Consider the following 14,495-nt stretch of genomic DNA (forward strand, 5'->3'; position numbering starts at 1 on the left):
AATCTCTCTTTTTGTTACCTGTAACGTTTTAAGTGAGTAGGTACCAAATGCGTAAAATTTCATTCATCTTCCTTTCGTTCATCCTCTGTTTGCAATGCAACCAAAAAGAAGAGGAGGGCCTCATTCCAGGCCAAAAGATCACAGGGAATGCCCTTTCCGATGCAATTCTCTTTCTGGCATTATCCAATTCACCCTGCCATTTCATCACCAATGAAAATGCAAGCCAGGTGATAAGCCTTGGGGATGGCAGTTTCTCTGTTTGCAGTTCACAACAAGTGAACGGGTCATTACAAGTGAAGGTTACTGGAAACTATGAAGTCACAGCAAACCTAGGAAGACAAACCTTAACCTCTTCGAATTGTTCCTCTACTCGATTCGATGTTCACGTTGCATTGAAAGAAGATACAGTAGAGCGGTTTTCAACCAAAAATGGATTGAACGAAACCATTTCCCTTTCGGAAGGGAAAACCTATTCTTTGGAACCCAGTGGAATGGTGGATCCAAGTTTGTACCAATGCCAAGGTCGAGCGGTTTCGTCTTCTGTCTCAGCATATCGAGTTAATTTTCGGAAACTATAAAAGATTCATAGGTGGTACCTTCCAATGATATGTTGGGATTGATTTTTTTTACAGCGAATAGGTAGTTTCCGCAATTGCGGATACCTACCATCGCGTTTCCCCCGTTAGGAGGTTATGATTTCCTAAAGATAGGTGGGGTTAACATTCATATGGTCCGAATCATCATATTGATTAGTTTCCTTTGTCTCCATTGTGTGAGCAGACAAAAGGTTAGAGAATCATACATTTTAGAAGAAGCAGCGGATCCAATCAAAGTTTCCGATGCAAATTTTACAAAGAAGTATGGTTATAACTCGCAATGTTTGGTTCTAATGGAAGGGCCAGTCCCTAGCCGAATGGAGCCATGTGCCATAGGTGACATTCGTTCGGCAAGCATGATGTATAAGGAAACAGAGGTTACAGTTGTTGGGGATACCGCCCAATTTGAATGGCAAATGACTGGTGTTGTTTATTCTCCCTTTGTAAATGAAACGTACTACCAAAATGAGATTTTATACCGAGGTTCTTTTTTTAGAAGGTTTAGTTTTCGAGATGGGCATTATCCAACTAGGCGTAATCATCCAACATATTTAGGAGGACCTTACCTTGTTTCTCCATACTACCGAAGCTATTATGGAGGTTATTACCGTCACGGTAGATAGTGATTTCCGGTTGACGGTCTAGGGAAGTAATCTAATCTCAATGGGGTGAGAACTTGTTCTGCCTTTACGGTATCATTGAATCAAATTTTCCTTGGTTTCTTCTTCATTGGATGGATGGTCATTGGAACTCCGCTGATTGCCAAAGAGAAACAAAGTTTATCCATAGGGTTTGGGTCTTGTTTACACCAAGACAAAGAAAGTCCAATTTTAGGCTCCTTGCTTTCACAAAAATTGGATTACCTCATCTTTTTAGGAGATATTGTTTATTCTGACCAATTGTCTGCAAAAGATAAAATCCCTGCCTACGAAAAACAATTCCAACGACCAGAGTGGAAGTCTCTTCGCAAAGATTCAAAGTTTTTGTTCACATGGGATGACCACGATTTTGGTATCAATGATAGTGGTGCTGAGTATGCCGATCGAGATTTATCGCGTAAGATATTTTTATCTTATGTGCAACCAATGATGCCAAAAAACATCAATTTTGGAACTAAAAGCAATCAAGGGGTATTTTATTCCTATTGGATAGAATTCCAAAGAAAAAAAATCCATATCATGATTCCCGATACAAGGTATTTTCGATCTCCTTTACAAAGGAGTTACATGTCTTATCTCACCCGTAAAAGTCATTATAGGCCATCATCTGACGAAGATCAGACGATGCTTGGAAAAGAACAATGGCTTTGGATGGAAACGGAATTATCAAAACCATCCGATTTACTTATTTTTGTTTCTAGTGTGCAAGTGATTCCAACAGAACAACCGTTTGAAAAATGGAATAATTTACCGATGGAAAGAGAAAAATTAATCCAATCACTGCAAAAAGCGAAGGCAAAAGATGTTGTGATCCTTTCTGGAGATCGTCATATCGCAGAAATCCACGAATACAAAACTCCAAATGAAAGGACACTTGTTGAAATCACGTCCAGTTCACTTAACCTTCCACTTCCGTTTTTGCCTTTGGAGTATGATTCCGAATGGAAAATTGGAAAAGCCTACCGAAAGGAAAATGTAGGCAAACTCGATATTTTTTTAAAAAACGGATCTTTACAATGGAAGTCCATGATCCTTGACATAGATGGCAAACAAGTTTTAGAATACAATTCAAATGAAGAAAAAGGCCAAGCAATAGAATCAAAAGTGGAATAAGGAGATCAATTTGAAACCAAAAGAAAAGATATTAGAAAGTTCATTTGCTTTGTTTCGTGAGAAAGGTTTCCAAGCCACCGGCATCGCTGAAATTTTGGAACGAGCTGGAGCTTACAAAAAAACACTTTATGATCATTTTAAATCCAAAGATGATATCGGTTTTGAATATCTCAATTATTTATCCGAACAACAACGGATTGTGATGTTAAAGGTTTTAAGTAAGGCAAATGACATCACCGATTTCATCGATAAGTGGGTGAATTTTATTGTTCGTAACCAAAGGAACACATCTAGAAAAGATTGCCCAATTGCACTTTTTTCTGGTGAAATTTCCCATTTACACCAATTTGATTCCTATCGAAATAATGCCGTGCAACACGTGTTAGAAACAGTTGAAGTTTGTATTTTAAAGTTTGAAGCCAATTTGCGTCCTGATTTAGTAAAGTCTTTGAGTTACGAATTGTACATGAGTTATTTGGGAGGTCTACGATTGTATGCCTTAACCAAAGATCGAAAGGTGATTGAAAGGATGAAGGCGCAAATGATGCACTCAGCTCAAAGATTAATCAAATCATAAATGTACAAAATTTTCGAATGTATGAAAGGAATTCTTACCAACTACCACTTGCGCCTCCACCTCCAGACCTTCCTCCACCTCCCGAGTAAGAGGAACTAGAAGAGCGATACCCTGATCCAGAAGAAGAACTTGTGCCAGAAGAGGATGGTGTGAAGAAATCTTGGGTATTTCTTCCTACGGTTTCGGCCCAACCGATTTTTCGAAACAAGTTTACGAATACATAACTTAAGATCGCAGAAGAGAAAACTAAAATGGATTGGTATATGTTTGGGGCACTAGGCAATAAATAAAACTTACTCCTCATTATTTGTCCTAACACAAAAAACAATCCGTAAAAAAATAAAATCCCTTCACCAGAAGCGAGCCCAATCCATATTACAAAAAACATCAGCATAAAGAACAAGTGGAATAAAAAATGTGGTTCTAATACTTTTGTTTGATTCGCTTCCATTTCGGTTGATGGGTTTGTTTGATTTTCCTCCCCCAAAGGTTTTTGGTATTTCAGTAAATCGAGGTAATGGTCTATTGCTTCGGCGCTTCGGATGCACATCCAATCTATATCTGCTGATTTTAACTCTGATGTGATTGCAGTATGAATGATTTCGGTCAAAGTTTCCTTTTCAATTGCTTTTGGAACCATTTGACCTGCGAAGAGTATCTTTGATGTTTCATTTGTATATACATGGAACTTCTTTTGGTTTAATGAAAATAATAAAGTGATGCCTGTAGTAGTGCCAAAAGCAAGCTCGTGGAATTTTTTGCTCTCTTGTGTTAAATCAGGTTTGGTATCTAAAAATAAAATTTGGATTCCAACTTTATATTCTTGTTCTAATTTTTGAATCGTTTCAAGAGCTCTGTCATAGGAAAATTTTTCTAAAGCATCATAGGGATCAAAGATGCCACTGCCTTTTTCGAATGCAATTTTTTGGCTGTGTTTGAGATGATCCAACATATCGATAAAGGCTCTATAGGTGAAATTGGTAAAATCAGAATTTCGTTTTTCGGAATACCGATTGAAAAAAATACTTCGTACTTTGTTTTGGCTAATCAACCAATTGAATTCTGGTTCTAGGATGATTGTTCCCATATAATCGTTTTTTGGTGAAGTAACAAAGATGATTGATTTTTTATTGGATTTTTGTAAGTGTAAGTAAAGTTGATTGGCTGCTGTTTCTAGTCCTAATTGGTTTTCTGCCGGAACCACACAGAAAAAAAAATATATTTTTTCTTTAAGAGGTTTGATCTCTTTTAATAAGAAGGGAATTGTGTCAGGGTGCAAATCAGAATTGATATCACTGAATTGTTTAGGGCAGAATTCATTGGTCAGTTTTGGCGAACCATAACGAAGTTGTTCTAGGATGGCATTTGTCCCCGAAAGCATTGCCAATGATGGATTCCCTGATTTCATATTGGGAATGATCAGTTCGTCTATGATCCGTTTTGCGACTAAGTCAGTGAGGACACCTTCTAGTCCGTAACCAACTTCAATTCTTACTTTTCGTTCTTTTGGTGCAAGTAATAACAAAATTCCATTGTCTTTATCCTTTCTACCCAATTTCCAATATTCAAAAACAGCAGATGCTTCTTTTTCAATGGTATCTTCTTCCATTGATTCGGCTATATAAACTACTACTTGATTGCTTGTGATTTTTTCTTCTGACAGTAGTATCGTTTCCAACTGCGATTTAATTTCAGAAGGAAGGTAGTGGTTTGGATCGATAACAGGTCCTGTCAGTTTTGGATAGGGTTCTATTGTATTTTTACATACAGAAAAGAAAACTAAAGACAAACAAATCAAAATTCGATTCATATTCGGATTTGTTTATGTTTCTTTCGGAATTTCCTGAACAAATAACCAAATGATTCCATCTTTAACTTTTCCAAGTCCCAAGTATAAATAATAAATTGGATAACCAAGTGGTCCTGGTTTGTATTCTTTTTGGACAATTGGTTCCCATTTTTGCCTTACATGGACTGTAACAGATGATAGTTGGATCGCTGAGGAAAGATATTTGAGTTTCCCTTCCCATCGTTCAATCGATTCGGAAACTTTATTCAATTCTGCTTCTACTTTTAATGTTTCTTCTAAGGTTTTCGCTGTTTTTAGAATCTCCAGAAGTCGTGTCCGCATTTTTTGTGCATTTTCTAAACGAATTTCCGTATCCAAATAGTCTTCGGTCACATCTTTTGCAGATACATCCTCAGAGTAATTATGTGATTCTTTTTTTAACGTTTGTAAAAAGATTTTTAAATTCTCTTGTGGAATTTTTAATTGAATGGTCCCTTGTGAGCTGTACTGAAGAGCATAACCTCCAAATGATTCTGCAAGTTTGATGATCTCTGTTACTTTGGGTTCAATTTCTTTGGATTGCAAATTAACGACTACGGTATACACCATCATTCTTTTTGGAGATTTTGATTCTTGTGGTTTGGAATCTAATTTAGGTGCTGGGGAAACTCCCGAAGATTTTCTAGCTTCTTCATAATCGTCTGCCATGTTTTGGGAAACCGGTGATTCCCTTTCCATTCGATTCATATTAGAACAATGGATGATGAAAAAAAGGAATGAAAGGAGGAGGAATTTTCGGGAAAAACGAGGTATTGTATTCATGGCTCTTGTTGGATACTGAATCTAATGGATTCAGCACCCAACTTCAAACCTTTTTTAAACTCCGATTTGAGATTCTAAGAAACGTCCATACCCTCGTTCTTTTCCGAGGGAAAGGACAGGTTTTCCCGAATCCACTGCCAATTTCCCATTGATGAATACCTTTTTGATTGTATCATCGTTACGACGAACCCATCGTTTGAAATTTTCCATAAATGGCATAGGGGCTTCCACATCCTTCGCAAGTGAGTCGTCAAGTTTTGTGGGATCAATCAAAACTAAATCTGCACGTTTTCCTTCTTTGATGTAACCCGCATCAATTCCAAACCAATCTCCAATTTCTCCAGTCAGTCTATGAACCGCTCTTTCCATCGTCATAAAAGGTTTGTTATCTAATTCAGCATCTCTGACTAGTTTTAACATACGAAGTGGGAAATTATAATGAGCCATTCCACGTAAATGGGCACCTGCATCTGAAAACCCAATGAGGATGTCAGGATAAGAAACAATTTTTTGTAAAGGTTCCTTTCTGTGGTTTGCCATGACTGTGTACCACCTAACATTGTTTCCATGTTCTGCAACTAAATCTAAAAAGGCAGTGACAGAGTGGACTCCTCTTTCTTTCGCAACTTCATCAATTGATTTGCCTATAAGAGATTTGTCTGGTGCATCAACAATTTTCGTTTCTTTGAAATTTCGATGAAACACTCGTGGTAAAAACCAATTGGTCCATTGTTTTTTGAACCAAGACCGATACTTGGGATCTTTCACTAGTTGTTTACGTTCCAATTCATCTTCAATATGATTGGCCTTGGCACCTGCAGCAAACTCTTCAAACACAACAACATCCATTCCATCTGCATACAAATCAAATGGCTCTGGCAGTGCTTGGAACCTGAAATCAGATCTAAAAATTTTATTTGTGATCCGTCCGATCAATCCCAAGAGTTTGTACAATCCAGGATCAAATTTAACATCCATTAGAGAAATGATGGTAGTTTTTAATGGTTTTCTAAATATTCCAAACGCTTCCTTTAAAAACATAAGCACATTGATTTTCGTAGAAACATTGGGAACTCCTTGGAAAATTTTTCCACGTTTCCTGAGTGTTTTATTTAAAAATTCGTATTCACTCCAATTGGCAAATGTAGAAGGAAGTGGTCTTGAACGAAATCTGGATCCATCCATTTTATCCCAAACAAGGGTGTTAATCGACAGTCCCATAAAACCTGCATCCAACGCTTCCTCAAGGTGTTGGTTCATTTTGTCTAACTCTTGTTTGGTTGGTTTTTCCCCTTTGGTCAAGGATCTTTCTAATCCCATCACATGGGCTCGAATGGCAGAATGGCCCGCAAAAGAAGTGACGTTTGGACCGAGTGGAAGTGAATTTAGATGTTTTTTGTATTCAACAGCCGAGTTCCAATTTTTTTTACTCTCTAATATGGATAATACATTTTTTCGGGGTATTGCTTCTACACGACTAAACATGTCTGCCAAATCAGTAGGATCACCTAACGTCAAACTTAAAGAACAACTTCCAAGAGAAATGGTTGTGATACCATGTCGTACAGACTCCGATAAATCAGGGGCGACTTCAATTTCTGCATCGTAATGGGTGTGAAAATCAATGAAACCTGGTGTAAGCCACTGGTTTTTTCCGTCGATGACAGTTTCTCCTGGGTTTGGACTCAATTCAGATTTCGAAATTGTTTCCACGATCCCGTCTTTGATGCGCACATCCCCAATGAACGATGGATTGGTGCTGCCATCAAAGATTCTTGCTTGTTTGATAAGAGTCTCTGCCATGATACCTCCAGAAAAACCATTCGAAATTATGGCAGATTGACAAAGATTTGTCAATGATTCCCTATCAATTGCCTTAAGTTTCTCTGGACAAAAACCTTATTTGTTCACTGATACGAGAGGATCGATTGGCTAAGTGCCACTAACTCTGCTTCGGTGATCTCGCGATTATTCTCATTTGAAGATATGGACTTTGCCAAGGAAAACAAATGATGGATTTCTTCTTTGGATATTTGGATACCTTTTTGTTGTAACAAAAATTCAATTGCTTTGTGTCCCGATTGGTTGGTAAAGGATATGGTTTCTTTATCTCCTCTGCCAACAAATTCAGGAGAAAAAGTCCGATAGGCTCCTTTGGACTGGTGTAAGGTTTTTGTGACTCCATCTTGGTGGATCCCGGACCTGTGTGAAAAAATATCTTCGCCTATGATAGGAGTTTTTTCTCCAATCGGAATTCCGGTAAGTTCAGAAATTCGTTTGGCAGTTGGATATATTCTTTGGAAATTTATATTCAATTTTTCACCATTTTGGTGTAAGGCGATAGCCGTTTCATATAAGTTTGTATTTCCTGCCCGTTCTCCAAGACCATTTAATGCGACCTCAATTTGATTGGCCCCCACGTAAACCGATTCCACGGAAGTGGCTGTTGCCATACCTAAATCATTATGTGTGTGAATGGAAATAATCGCCTTATCTCCAATGAAGTCTTTTATTTCCTTTACCATATTCACAAAAATCATGGGTCTGTAACGTTCAACAGTATTCGGTAAGTTGATAATGTTTGCACCCGCTTCAATTGCTGTTAAAAATGCATGTTTTGTGAAAGAGAAGTTTTCTATAGCATCACCAAAATGTTCGCCAGAGAATTGGATTTCCACATTGGGTCCTACAATGGACCTGGCAAAAGAAACAGAAGATTTTATTTTTTGAAGTACTTCCTTTTCCGAAATCTTTAATACATGTTTAATGGAAAAATCACTCACTGGATACACGATGTGCATTCGTGGTTTGTCCGCTTTATGGATTGCCTCCCAAGTGACAGCGATTTCTTTTTCATTGGCTCGTGACAACGCGGCAATTGGTTTTCCCTTTGGAGCACGTTTAGACAACACTTGGCAAGTGTGAAATTCGGTTTCGTTTGAAGAAGGAAAACCAACTTCAATGCCGTCTACGTTTAACTCGACAAGCAAATCAAATACTTCGATTTTTTCATCAATCGTCCATGGTCGTTTCAAAGCTTGGTTTCCGTCACGTAAGGTGACGTCTTGGATGTGAATGGTTTTTGGTTTCATGGTTCCTCCGGATTCGCAAAAAGGTAACACTTCCTACCGGGGGACCAAAAATAAAAAAGCCCACTTCCCGGTTGGGAGTGGGCTTTGTCACATAGCTCTCTCTCCCTCGAATTATAAGATTTCGAGGAGGAGGAGAAGCTGGATGTGTGCGAATGATTTCATTGTTAATCTTTAGACGATCTTAGTCCTAAATTTTCGTCAATTTTTTTTTATCATTCCAGTGAGGGTGACAAGTCCGTATACACTACCAAAACCTATGGGGATGAGGAGGGTAAATGAAAGTTTGAAACCAATGCCCACAAAAATTGTGATGAGGATACCCAAGAGGAAAAATATGGAAAATAGTGAACCCGAAATGGGTAGATCTTTTTTTCCTTTGGCTAAGAAAAACACAGCAATGGAAGGACCTAGGGTATACGAAAAAATGGTGAGTCCCATTTCCAAGATCCCTTTTTCCCAAGTTTCCACTAGAAAATAAGGGATGAGGCTTGCAAAAAACAATAAAATACCAAAAAACAACGATAAGGTCCTTGGGCTAAACCATTGGTCCATCTCCCAATCTCTTGCCCAAGTGAGAGATAATGAATTGATCGTAGAACTTAGTGTTGACATGGCACTCGCAAGGATAGCCGCCACAAGAATTCCGAGCATGGGAGAAGGTACTTCGTTTATGATAAAATGGCTAAACACTTTATCTGCTGGGACCAAATTCCCTTCATAAAACAAATAGAGAAGCGATCCGATACATAAAAATAGTAAAAATTGGAATAAAACAACAATCCCACTTCCGATCAAAATTTTTTGGCCAGAACGTAAATTATTTGTCGCAATCACTCTTTGCACTAACATTAAATCAGTTCCATGAGAACCAATGGAAATAAATGCACCACCGAGGATTGCAAATAAAATAAAGTAACTATTATCGCCCGTTAGGTTGTAATCAAAAATAAAAACCTTCCATTTCCCTAATGTTTCTAAGTGTTGAATTTGACTTGTGATTGAAGTTTCACTCAGATGAAAGAGGATCAGTGTAAGTGCAAATATTCCACCCAATAGATAAATGATCCATTGTAAAACATCAGTAAAGACAATGGATCTAAACCCACCAAATATAGAATAGACGATGGTTACCACACTCAAAATTAGAAGTGCTAACATACCTAACATTTCTGCGGAAACGGAAAAACCCATCCTTTCCAAAAGAAAGGCAATCGGTAAAGAACTCACATACAAACGAATTCCATCTCCTAATAACCTGGAAATGGTAAAAACAAAAGATAAAGTTTTTTGTGGTGATTTTCCAAATCGATTTCCCACATATTCATAAACCGAAATAGTGTTACCTGAAAAGTAAGAAGGAAGTAAATATAAAGCGACGATTGTCCTACCGATGATATAACCAATGGCAATTTCTAGAAATCGAAAATCACCTTTGTAAGATAAGGAAGGAATACTTAAAAAAGTTAAACTTGATGTTTCCGTGGCAACCAGTGAAATCATGAGAAATCCCCAATGGATTTCTTTTTTGGCTAAATAAAAATCTTCTTCTTTTTGTGTGTTTTTGGCAAAGTGAAAACCAAAATAGAAGACAACTAAAAAATATAACAATAAAACGAGGAGATCCCAATACATATTTATCCCTTTATTTTAATTCAGACCGTTAAACTCAAATTGGGATATTTCAAAAGAAGTCGTAGTAAATCCGATCTTGTGATGATTCCAATAGGTACATTATCGTCATTTACAATTGGCAAACAACCGATTCTTTCTTCTAATAATACTTTCGTAACTTGCCTAATCTCTGCTCCTGGAGATCCAACTAACACTCGTTTCGTCATAATGTCGGATACAGGCATTTCCCTCTCATAGGATTTGGTTTTATCCAATAAATCTCTGTCGGAAACAAAGCCCACAAGTTCACCCATTTTGCCTGTGATGGGTAAGTGGCGGATTCCTTTTTCTAACATAAAATCAAGACATGTTTCAACGGAATCTTCTTTCTCTTTGGTATAAACGGGACTTGTCATCATTTCATGGAGGAAAAAAACAGGTTTTTCTGTAGGAAGCGAAGCCTCTTTGTAAACTTCTTTTGGATTTCTATGGAGGAAGGATCCCGTGGGTGAGGTATCGGGTTCTCCCTCTCCAATGGCACTCGGTGTCGATTGGCTGGTGGGATGGATTTTGGGAACCCGGTCTGGGTGTGTGAGAGGGGGATTGGGGGAAATTCGCCCATCATGGATCCAAAAGAACATAATTATGCCCTACCTTTCTGAAAAGTTTGTCAAAAATAAGAAAAAACTTGCAAAAAACGAACAGTGGTTTTTTATCCATCCTACATTTCCAGTAAAAAGCACCAAATGAAAAGGCAAAGACCATGAACCAAAACTACCAAATCCTCTACCATGCATTGGAATCCGTTGCAGCGAGCTTCCCAAACAAAGTATCGTTTCGGAAACGGAAGTCCACGACTGAATTTCCTGGGATCAGTTTTGGAGAATTGAAGGAGTTTGTCGACCAATTGACTCTTGGATTCATCGATCTGGGTGTTGAAGTCGGAGATCGAATCGGATTTTTTTGTGATGCTTCTGTCAATTGGTTACGTACGGACCTTTCGATTTTAACTGCTGGGGCAGTTGTGGTTCCGAGGGGAACAGACATCGTCCGAGAAGAAATTTTGTACATTTTGAATCATTCGGAAGCAAGGTTTCTCGTCGTGCAAAGACCCAAAGACAAAAAGAGAGTGGAAGATTTGTTAGGTGAACTTCCTCATTTGAAACAGATTTTTGTTTTAGAAAATGAACAAGGTGAATTAATCACTGGAGATGATTCTATATTATCTCTTGTTGAAAAAGGTAAGTTGATCTCGAAATCAAATGGAAAACAAAGTTTAGAAAATCGAATCAAACAAATTGATCCCGATGCACTGGCAACTCTCATTTATACATCTGGTACAACTGGAAATCCTAAAGGAGTGATGTTATCACAAAAGGGATGGATTACTGCCATTCAAAATACGATCGCACGATTGGATATGAATTCCAATGACAATGCTGTAAGTTTATTACCACCATGGCATGCGTTTGAAAGGGCCATTGAATATGCAGGGATATTTTTAGGATTGGATTTTTTAATATCCAATATGACGAGCCTTAAGGATGACCTTCGTGATTTCCGTCCTACTATATTTCCATCAGTTCCTAGAATTTGGGAATCTGTTTACAATGGGATCATGGCAAAGGTTGCCAAAGAAGGTGGATTCAAAGAGAAATTATTTCATTTTTTCTTAAAAGTGGGAGCAACATGGGCTAAATACTATGCCATGTTTATGGGATTTGAATTTGAAATCCAAAAACCAAATTTTTTGATTTCTTTTTGCAAACGTAGTTATGCGTTCTTCATTTTAATTTTACTTTCCCCACTTAAACTTTTGAGTATTAAAATTTTTTCTACCATCCATAAGGCGCTTGGAGGAAGGATTCGAATTTGTATCTCTGCTGGTTCCGCTTTACCAAGTGTGGTTGATGGATTTTTGTCTGCTATCGGTTTGAAGGTTTTAGAAGGGTATGGTATGACAGAAACATCGGCTGTTGTATCCATTCGCTCCAACTCCAAACCCACAAAAGGAACCGTTGGCATTCCCATTGATGGTTACAACATTCGTTTGAAAGACGACACAGGAAAAATCCTTACAAAAACTGGCGAAAAAGGTACTCTTTGGATCAAATCAAAACAAATTTTGAAAGGTTATTACAAACGACCTGAACTAAACCAAGTGGTATTTGATGCAGATGGATTTTTTGATACCGGAGATCTCATGATGATTTCCCATCGAAATGAACTCGTGTTTGCTGGTAGATCGAAAGATACCATTGCTCTGATTGGAGGAGAAAATGTTGAGCCAATCCCAATCGAAGACAAACTTTTAACTTCACCTTACATTGACCAGGTTATGGTTGTAGGACATGATAAAAAAACATTGGCTGCCCTTATTGTTCCAAATTTTGAAGCCGTTGAAGCAAAAATAACAGGGATTTCCAAGGAAAAAGCTCAGGATTGGAATTCAAATCCTATGGTAAGGGAGTTGTTTCGGAAAGAAATTTCAAAAATCATTTCGCGAGAAAACGGATTTAAATCCTTTGAAATGATTCCAGCTAATAATTTTTATGTGGTTCCAAGGCCATTTGATCCAGATGTAGAAATGACTCGAACTCTTAAGATGAAACGAAACATCATTTCAGATGTTTTCGCAAAACAAATTGAAGGAATTTACCAATGATCAATCCAAAACTAAATCCTTATTTAGGTGATGAGGAAAGAAGTTTTTATAATACAGTATTCCAATTTTCAGAAGAAAAAGTATTTCCTTCTTCTGAGGAGAGGGATGAAAAGGAAATTTGGTCTGACGAACTATGGAAGGAATTTTCCAAGGCTGGTTTAACAGGTCTTACCATACCACAAGAATATGGTGGGGAAGGGGCGAGTTGTCTATTGTGTTCGATTGCAACAGATGCATTTGCATCAGGTTCACTCGATGGTGGAATCGGTTTGTCATGGGTTGCCCATTTAGTGATCGGAACCATGCCCATCGTTTTCCAAGGAACGGAAGCACAAAAAACAAAATATCTCACCAAACTTGCGACAGGTGAATGGATGGCTGGTTTTGCTCTCACAGAACCTGCTTCTGGATCCGATGCAGCATCTCTACTCACAAGAGCAGAAGAGGTGGAAGGTGGATGGAAATTAAATGGATCCAAAACATTTATCACCAATGGACCTGTTGGACAAGTGTTTGTAGTGATGGCAAGAACTTCCGAAAAAGGAAGAGGGCCGATGGGAATCTCAGCCTTTATCGTGGAGAGTCATACTCCTGGTTTTAAAGTAAGTAAAGTTCTAAAAAAACTAGGGCATCATACTTCAATGACAGCTGAGTTAGTATTTGAAGATATGGTGATTCCAAAGGAAAATTTACTTGGGCCACTAAACACTGGTTTTATGCGGATTGGGAAAGAAACTTTGGAATGGGAGCGAACTGTTTTTGTAGCAGGTCTTGCTGGTGCCATGGAGTTCTGTTTTCGGAAAGGGATTCGTTATGCAAATGAGAGAATCCAATTTGGTAAATCCATTTCGAGTTTTTATGGAATGCAAGATATCCTAGTTAGGAATTGGGTCTACATCCAAGCGGCAAGAAGGTTGATTTATTGGGTGGCCGAACGAAAAGATAGAGGCATTCCTTCTCCATTAGAGAGTAGTTTGGGAAAGTTAATTTCATCGGAACTTGCTGAAGATGTAGCAAAGGATACAGTGCAACTCTTTGGTGGGTATGGTTATATGAAAGAGTATGCGGTAGAACGATTTTACCGGGATGTAAAACTCGGAACCATAGGTGGAGGAACAAGCGAAATCCAAAGGTCAATTATCTCTTCTTTGTATTCCGGAAAAGAGAAATTCCAAAAGGAATTTGGTAGGATTGAGTCTCCAAAAAACCAAGCTGATGGGATACAAAATTTGCTTTTCGAAATCATTTTAAAAATGGATGGAGAAACCAATCGTAAAAAACAACAGTCAATTGAATTTGCTTTTGCTGATGTTTTATCTGTGTTTGTGATCCTCTTTTTGTCCGAAATTGATACTGACAAAACAATAGAATCTTATCCTAGAGAAGAAAAAATGATAGATCGGAAGTTACTTTCGTATTATCTTGTGGGGAAGTATTTGATGTCTATGAGCCGACTCAATCCATTTGTTCCAAAGGAGCTCACTGAGCTTTGGTCCCTTTATCGTGATTTGGGTGCAAACATTGAGGAAACAGTCAATTGTCGTTTTGCGACATTACAGGAGTTAACATAA

12 protein-coding genes are annotated in these 14,495 nt (G+C 38.0%); 6 read left to right on the forward strand and 6 right to left on the reverse strand.

Annotated features, from left to right (window positions below; translation table 11 throughout):
* Positions 1-47 precede the first annotated feature (47 nt).
* The 4 genes from LEP1GSC202_RS11145 (at position 48) to LEP1GSC202_RS11160 (ending at position 2,945) form a co-directional block, all read left to right on the forward strand.
* Positions 48-578: a hypothetical protein gene (locus LEP1GSC202_RS11145; protein ID WP_015677853.1), complete on the forward strand. Its 531-nt coding sequence runs from the start codon at positions 48-50 to the stop codon at positions 576-578.
* A gap of 149 nt (positions 579-727) precedes the next feature.
* Positions 728-1,219 carry a hypothetical protein gene (locus tag LEP1GSC202_RS11150; RefSeq protein ID WP_015677834.1) on the forward strand — a complete coding sequence of 164 codons (492 nt, stop codon included), beginning with the start codon at positions 728-730 and terminating at the stop codon, positions 1,217-1,219.
* 75 nt (positions 1,220-1,294) lie between these two features.
* Positions 1,295-2,368 (forward strand): alkaline phosphatase D family protein, encoded by a 1,074-nt coding sequence (locus LEP1GSC202_RS11155; protein ID WP_015677933.1) that lies wholly within the window; start codon positions 1,295-1,297, stop codon positions 2,366-2,368.
* Positions 2,369-2,378: 10 nt separating this feature from the next.
* A complete protein-coding gene (locus LEP1GSC202_RS11160; protein ID WP_015677938.1) occupies positions 2,379-2,945 on the forward strand; it encodes a TetR/AcrR family transcriptional regulator in 567 nt (188 codons plus the stop codon).
* Positions 2,946-2,979: 34 nt separating this feature from the next.
* On the opposite strand, the gene LEP1GSC202_RS11165 is transcribed toward LEP1GSC202_RS11160, so the two are convergent.
* From LEP1GSC202_RS11165 to LEP1GSC202_RS11190, 6 genes are all read right to left on the reverse strand, one after another.
* A complete protein-coding gene (locus LEP1GSC202_RS11165; RefSeq protein WP_015677950.1) occupies positions 2,980-4,755 on the reverse strand; it encodes a TPM domain-containing protein in 1,776 nt (591 codons plus the stop codon).
* Between the two features lie 12 nt (positions 4,756-4,767).
* Positions 4,768-5,481 (reverse strand): DUF4349 domain-containing protein, encoded by a 714-nt coding sequence (locus tag LEP1GSC202_RS11170; RefSeq protein ID WP_244147715.1) that lies wholly within the window; start codon positions 5,479-5,481, stop codon positions 4,768-4,770.
* A 129-nt stretch (positions 5,482-5,610) separates the two neighbouring features.
* Positions 5,611-7,359: an N-acyl-D-amino-acid deacylase family protein gene (locus tag LEP1GSC202_RS11175; RefSeq protein WP_015677934.1), complete on the reverse strand. Its 1,749-nt coding sequence runs from the start codon at positions 7,357-7,359 to the stop codon at positions 5,611-5,613.
* A gap of 104 nt (positions 7,360-7,463) precedes the next feature.
* On the reverse strand, positions 7,464-8,648 hold the full coding sequence (gene leuA2, locus LEP1GSC202_RS11180; protein WP_039928950.1) for a 2-isopropylmalate synthase LeuA2: 1,185 nt from the start codon (positions 8,646-8,648) through the stop codon (positions 7,464-7,466).
* Between the two features lie 198 nt (positions 8,649-8,846).
* Positions 8,847-10,280, reverse strand: a complete 1,434-nt coding sequence (locus LEP1GSC202_RS11185) for a sodium:solute symporter (protein WP_015677897.1) — start codon at positions 10,278-10,280, stop codon at positions 8,847-8,849.
* A 20-nt stretch (positions 10,281-10,300) separates the two neighbouring features.
* Positions 10,301-10,900, reverse strand: coding sequence for a CBS domain-containing protein (locus LEP1GSC202_RS11190; protein WP_015677840.1), 600 nt, complete (start codon positions 10,898-10,900; stop codon positions 10,301-10,303).
* 122 nt (positions 10,901-11,022) lie between these two features.
* Here LEP1GSC202_RS11190 and LEP1GSC202_RS11195 point away from each other — a divergent pair, with 122 nt between their 5' ends.
* Positions 11,023-12,924: an AMP-dependent synthetase/ligase gene (locus LEP1GSC202_RS11195; protein WP_015677944.1), complete on the forward strand. Its 1,902-nt coding sequence runs from the start codon at positions 11,023-11,025 to the stop codon at positions 12,922-12,924.
* The gene (locus LEP1GSC202_RS11200; RefSeq protein ID WP_015677857.1) at positions 12,921-14,495 is read left to right on the forward strand and encodes an acyl-CoA dehydrogenase family protein; all 1,575 of its coding nucleotides are present in this window, start codon (positions 12,921-12,923) and stop codon (positions 14,493-14,495) included. Before LEP1GSC202_RS11195 ends, LEP1GSC202_RS11200 begins: the two co-directional genes overlap by 4 nt.

Origin of the sequence: Leptospira yanagawae serovar Saopaulo str. Sao Paulo = ATCC 700523 (assembly GCF_000332475.2) — a bacterium.
Taxonomy (GTDB): domain Bacteria; phylum Spirochaetota; class Leptospiria; order Leptospirales; family Leptospiraceae; genus Leptospira_A; species Leptospira_A yanagawae.

Excerpts from the sequence above, each read along its gene's own strand:
- LEP1GSC202_RS11145 (WP_015677853.1), top strand. The coding sequence starts at position 48 with ATGCGTAAAATTTCATTCATCTTCCTTTCGTTCATCCTCTGTTTGCAA.
- LEP1GSC202_RS11150 (WP_015677834.1), top strand. The coding sequence starts at position 728 with ATGGTCCGAATCATCATATTGATTAGTTTCCTTTGTCTCCATTGTGTG.
- LEP1GSC202_RS11165 (WP_015677950.1), bottom strand. The coding sequence starts at position 4,755 with ATGAATCGAATTTTGATTTGTTTGTCTTTAGTTTTCTTTTCTGTATGT.
- LEP1GSC202_RS11170 (WP_244147715.1), bottom strand. The coding sequence starts at position 5,481 with ATGAATCGAATGGAAAGGGAATCACCGGTTTCCCAAAACATGGCAGAC.
- LEP1GSC202_RS11175 (WP_015677934.1), bottom strand. The coding sequence starts at position 7,359 with ATGGCAGAGACTCTTATCAAACAAGCAAGAATCTTTGATGGCAGCACC.
- leuA2 (WP_039928950.1), bottom strand. The coding sequence starts at position 8,648 with ATGAAACCAAAAACCATTCACATCCAAGACGTCACCTTACGTGACGGA.
- LEP1GSC202_RS11185 (WP_015677897.1), bottom strand. The coding sequence starts at position 10,280 with ATGTATTGGGATCTCCTCGTTTTATTGTTATATTTTTTAGTTGTCTTC.
- LEP1GSC202_RS11190 (WP_015677840.1), bottom strand. The coding sequence starts at position 10,900 with ATGTTCTTTTGGATCCATGATGGGCGAATTTCCCCCAATCCCCCTCTC.
- LEP1GSC202_RS11195 (WP_015677944.1), top strand. The coding sequence starts at position 11,023 with ATGAACCAAAACTACCAAATCCTCTACCATGCATTGGAATCCGTTGCA.
- LEP1GSC202_RS11200 (WP_015677857.1), top strand. The coding sequence starts at position 12,921 with ATGATCAATCCAAAACTAAATCCTTATTTAGGTGATGAGGAAAGAAGT.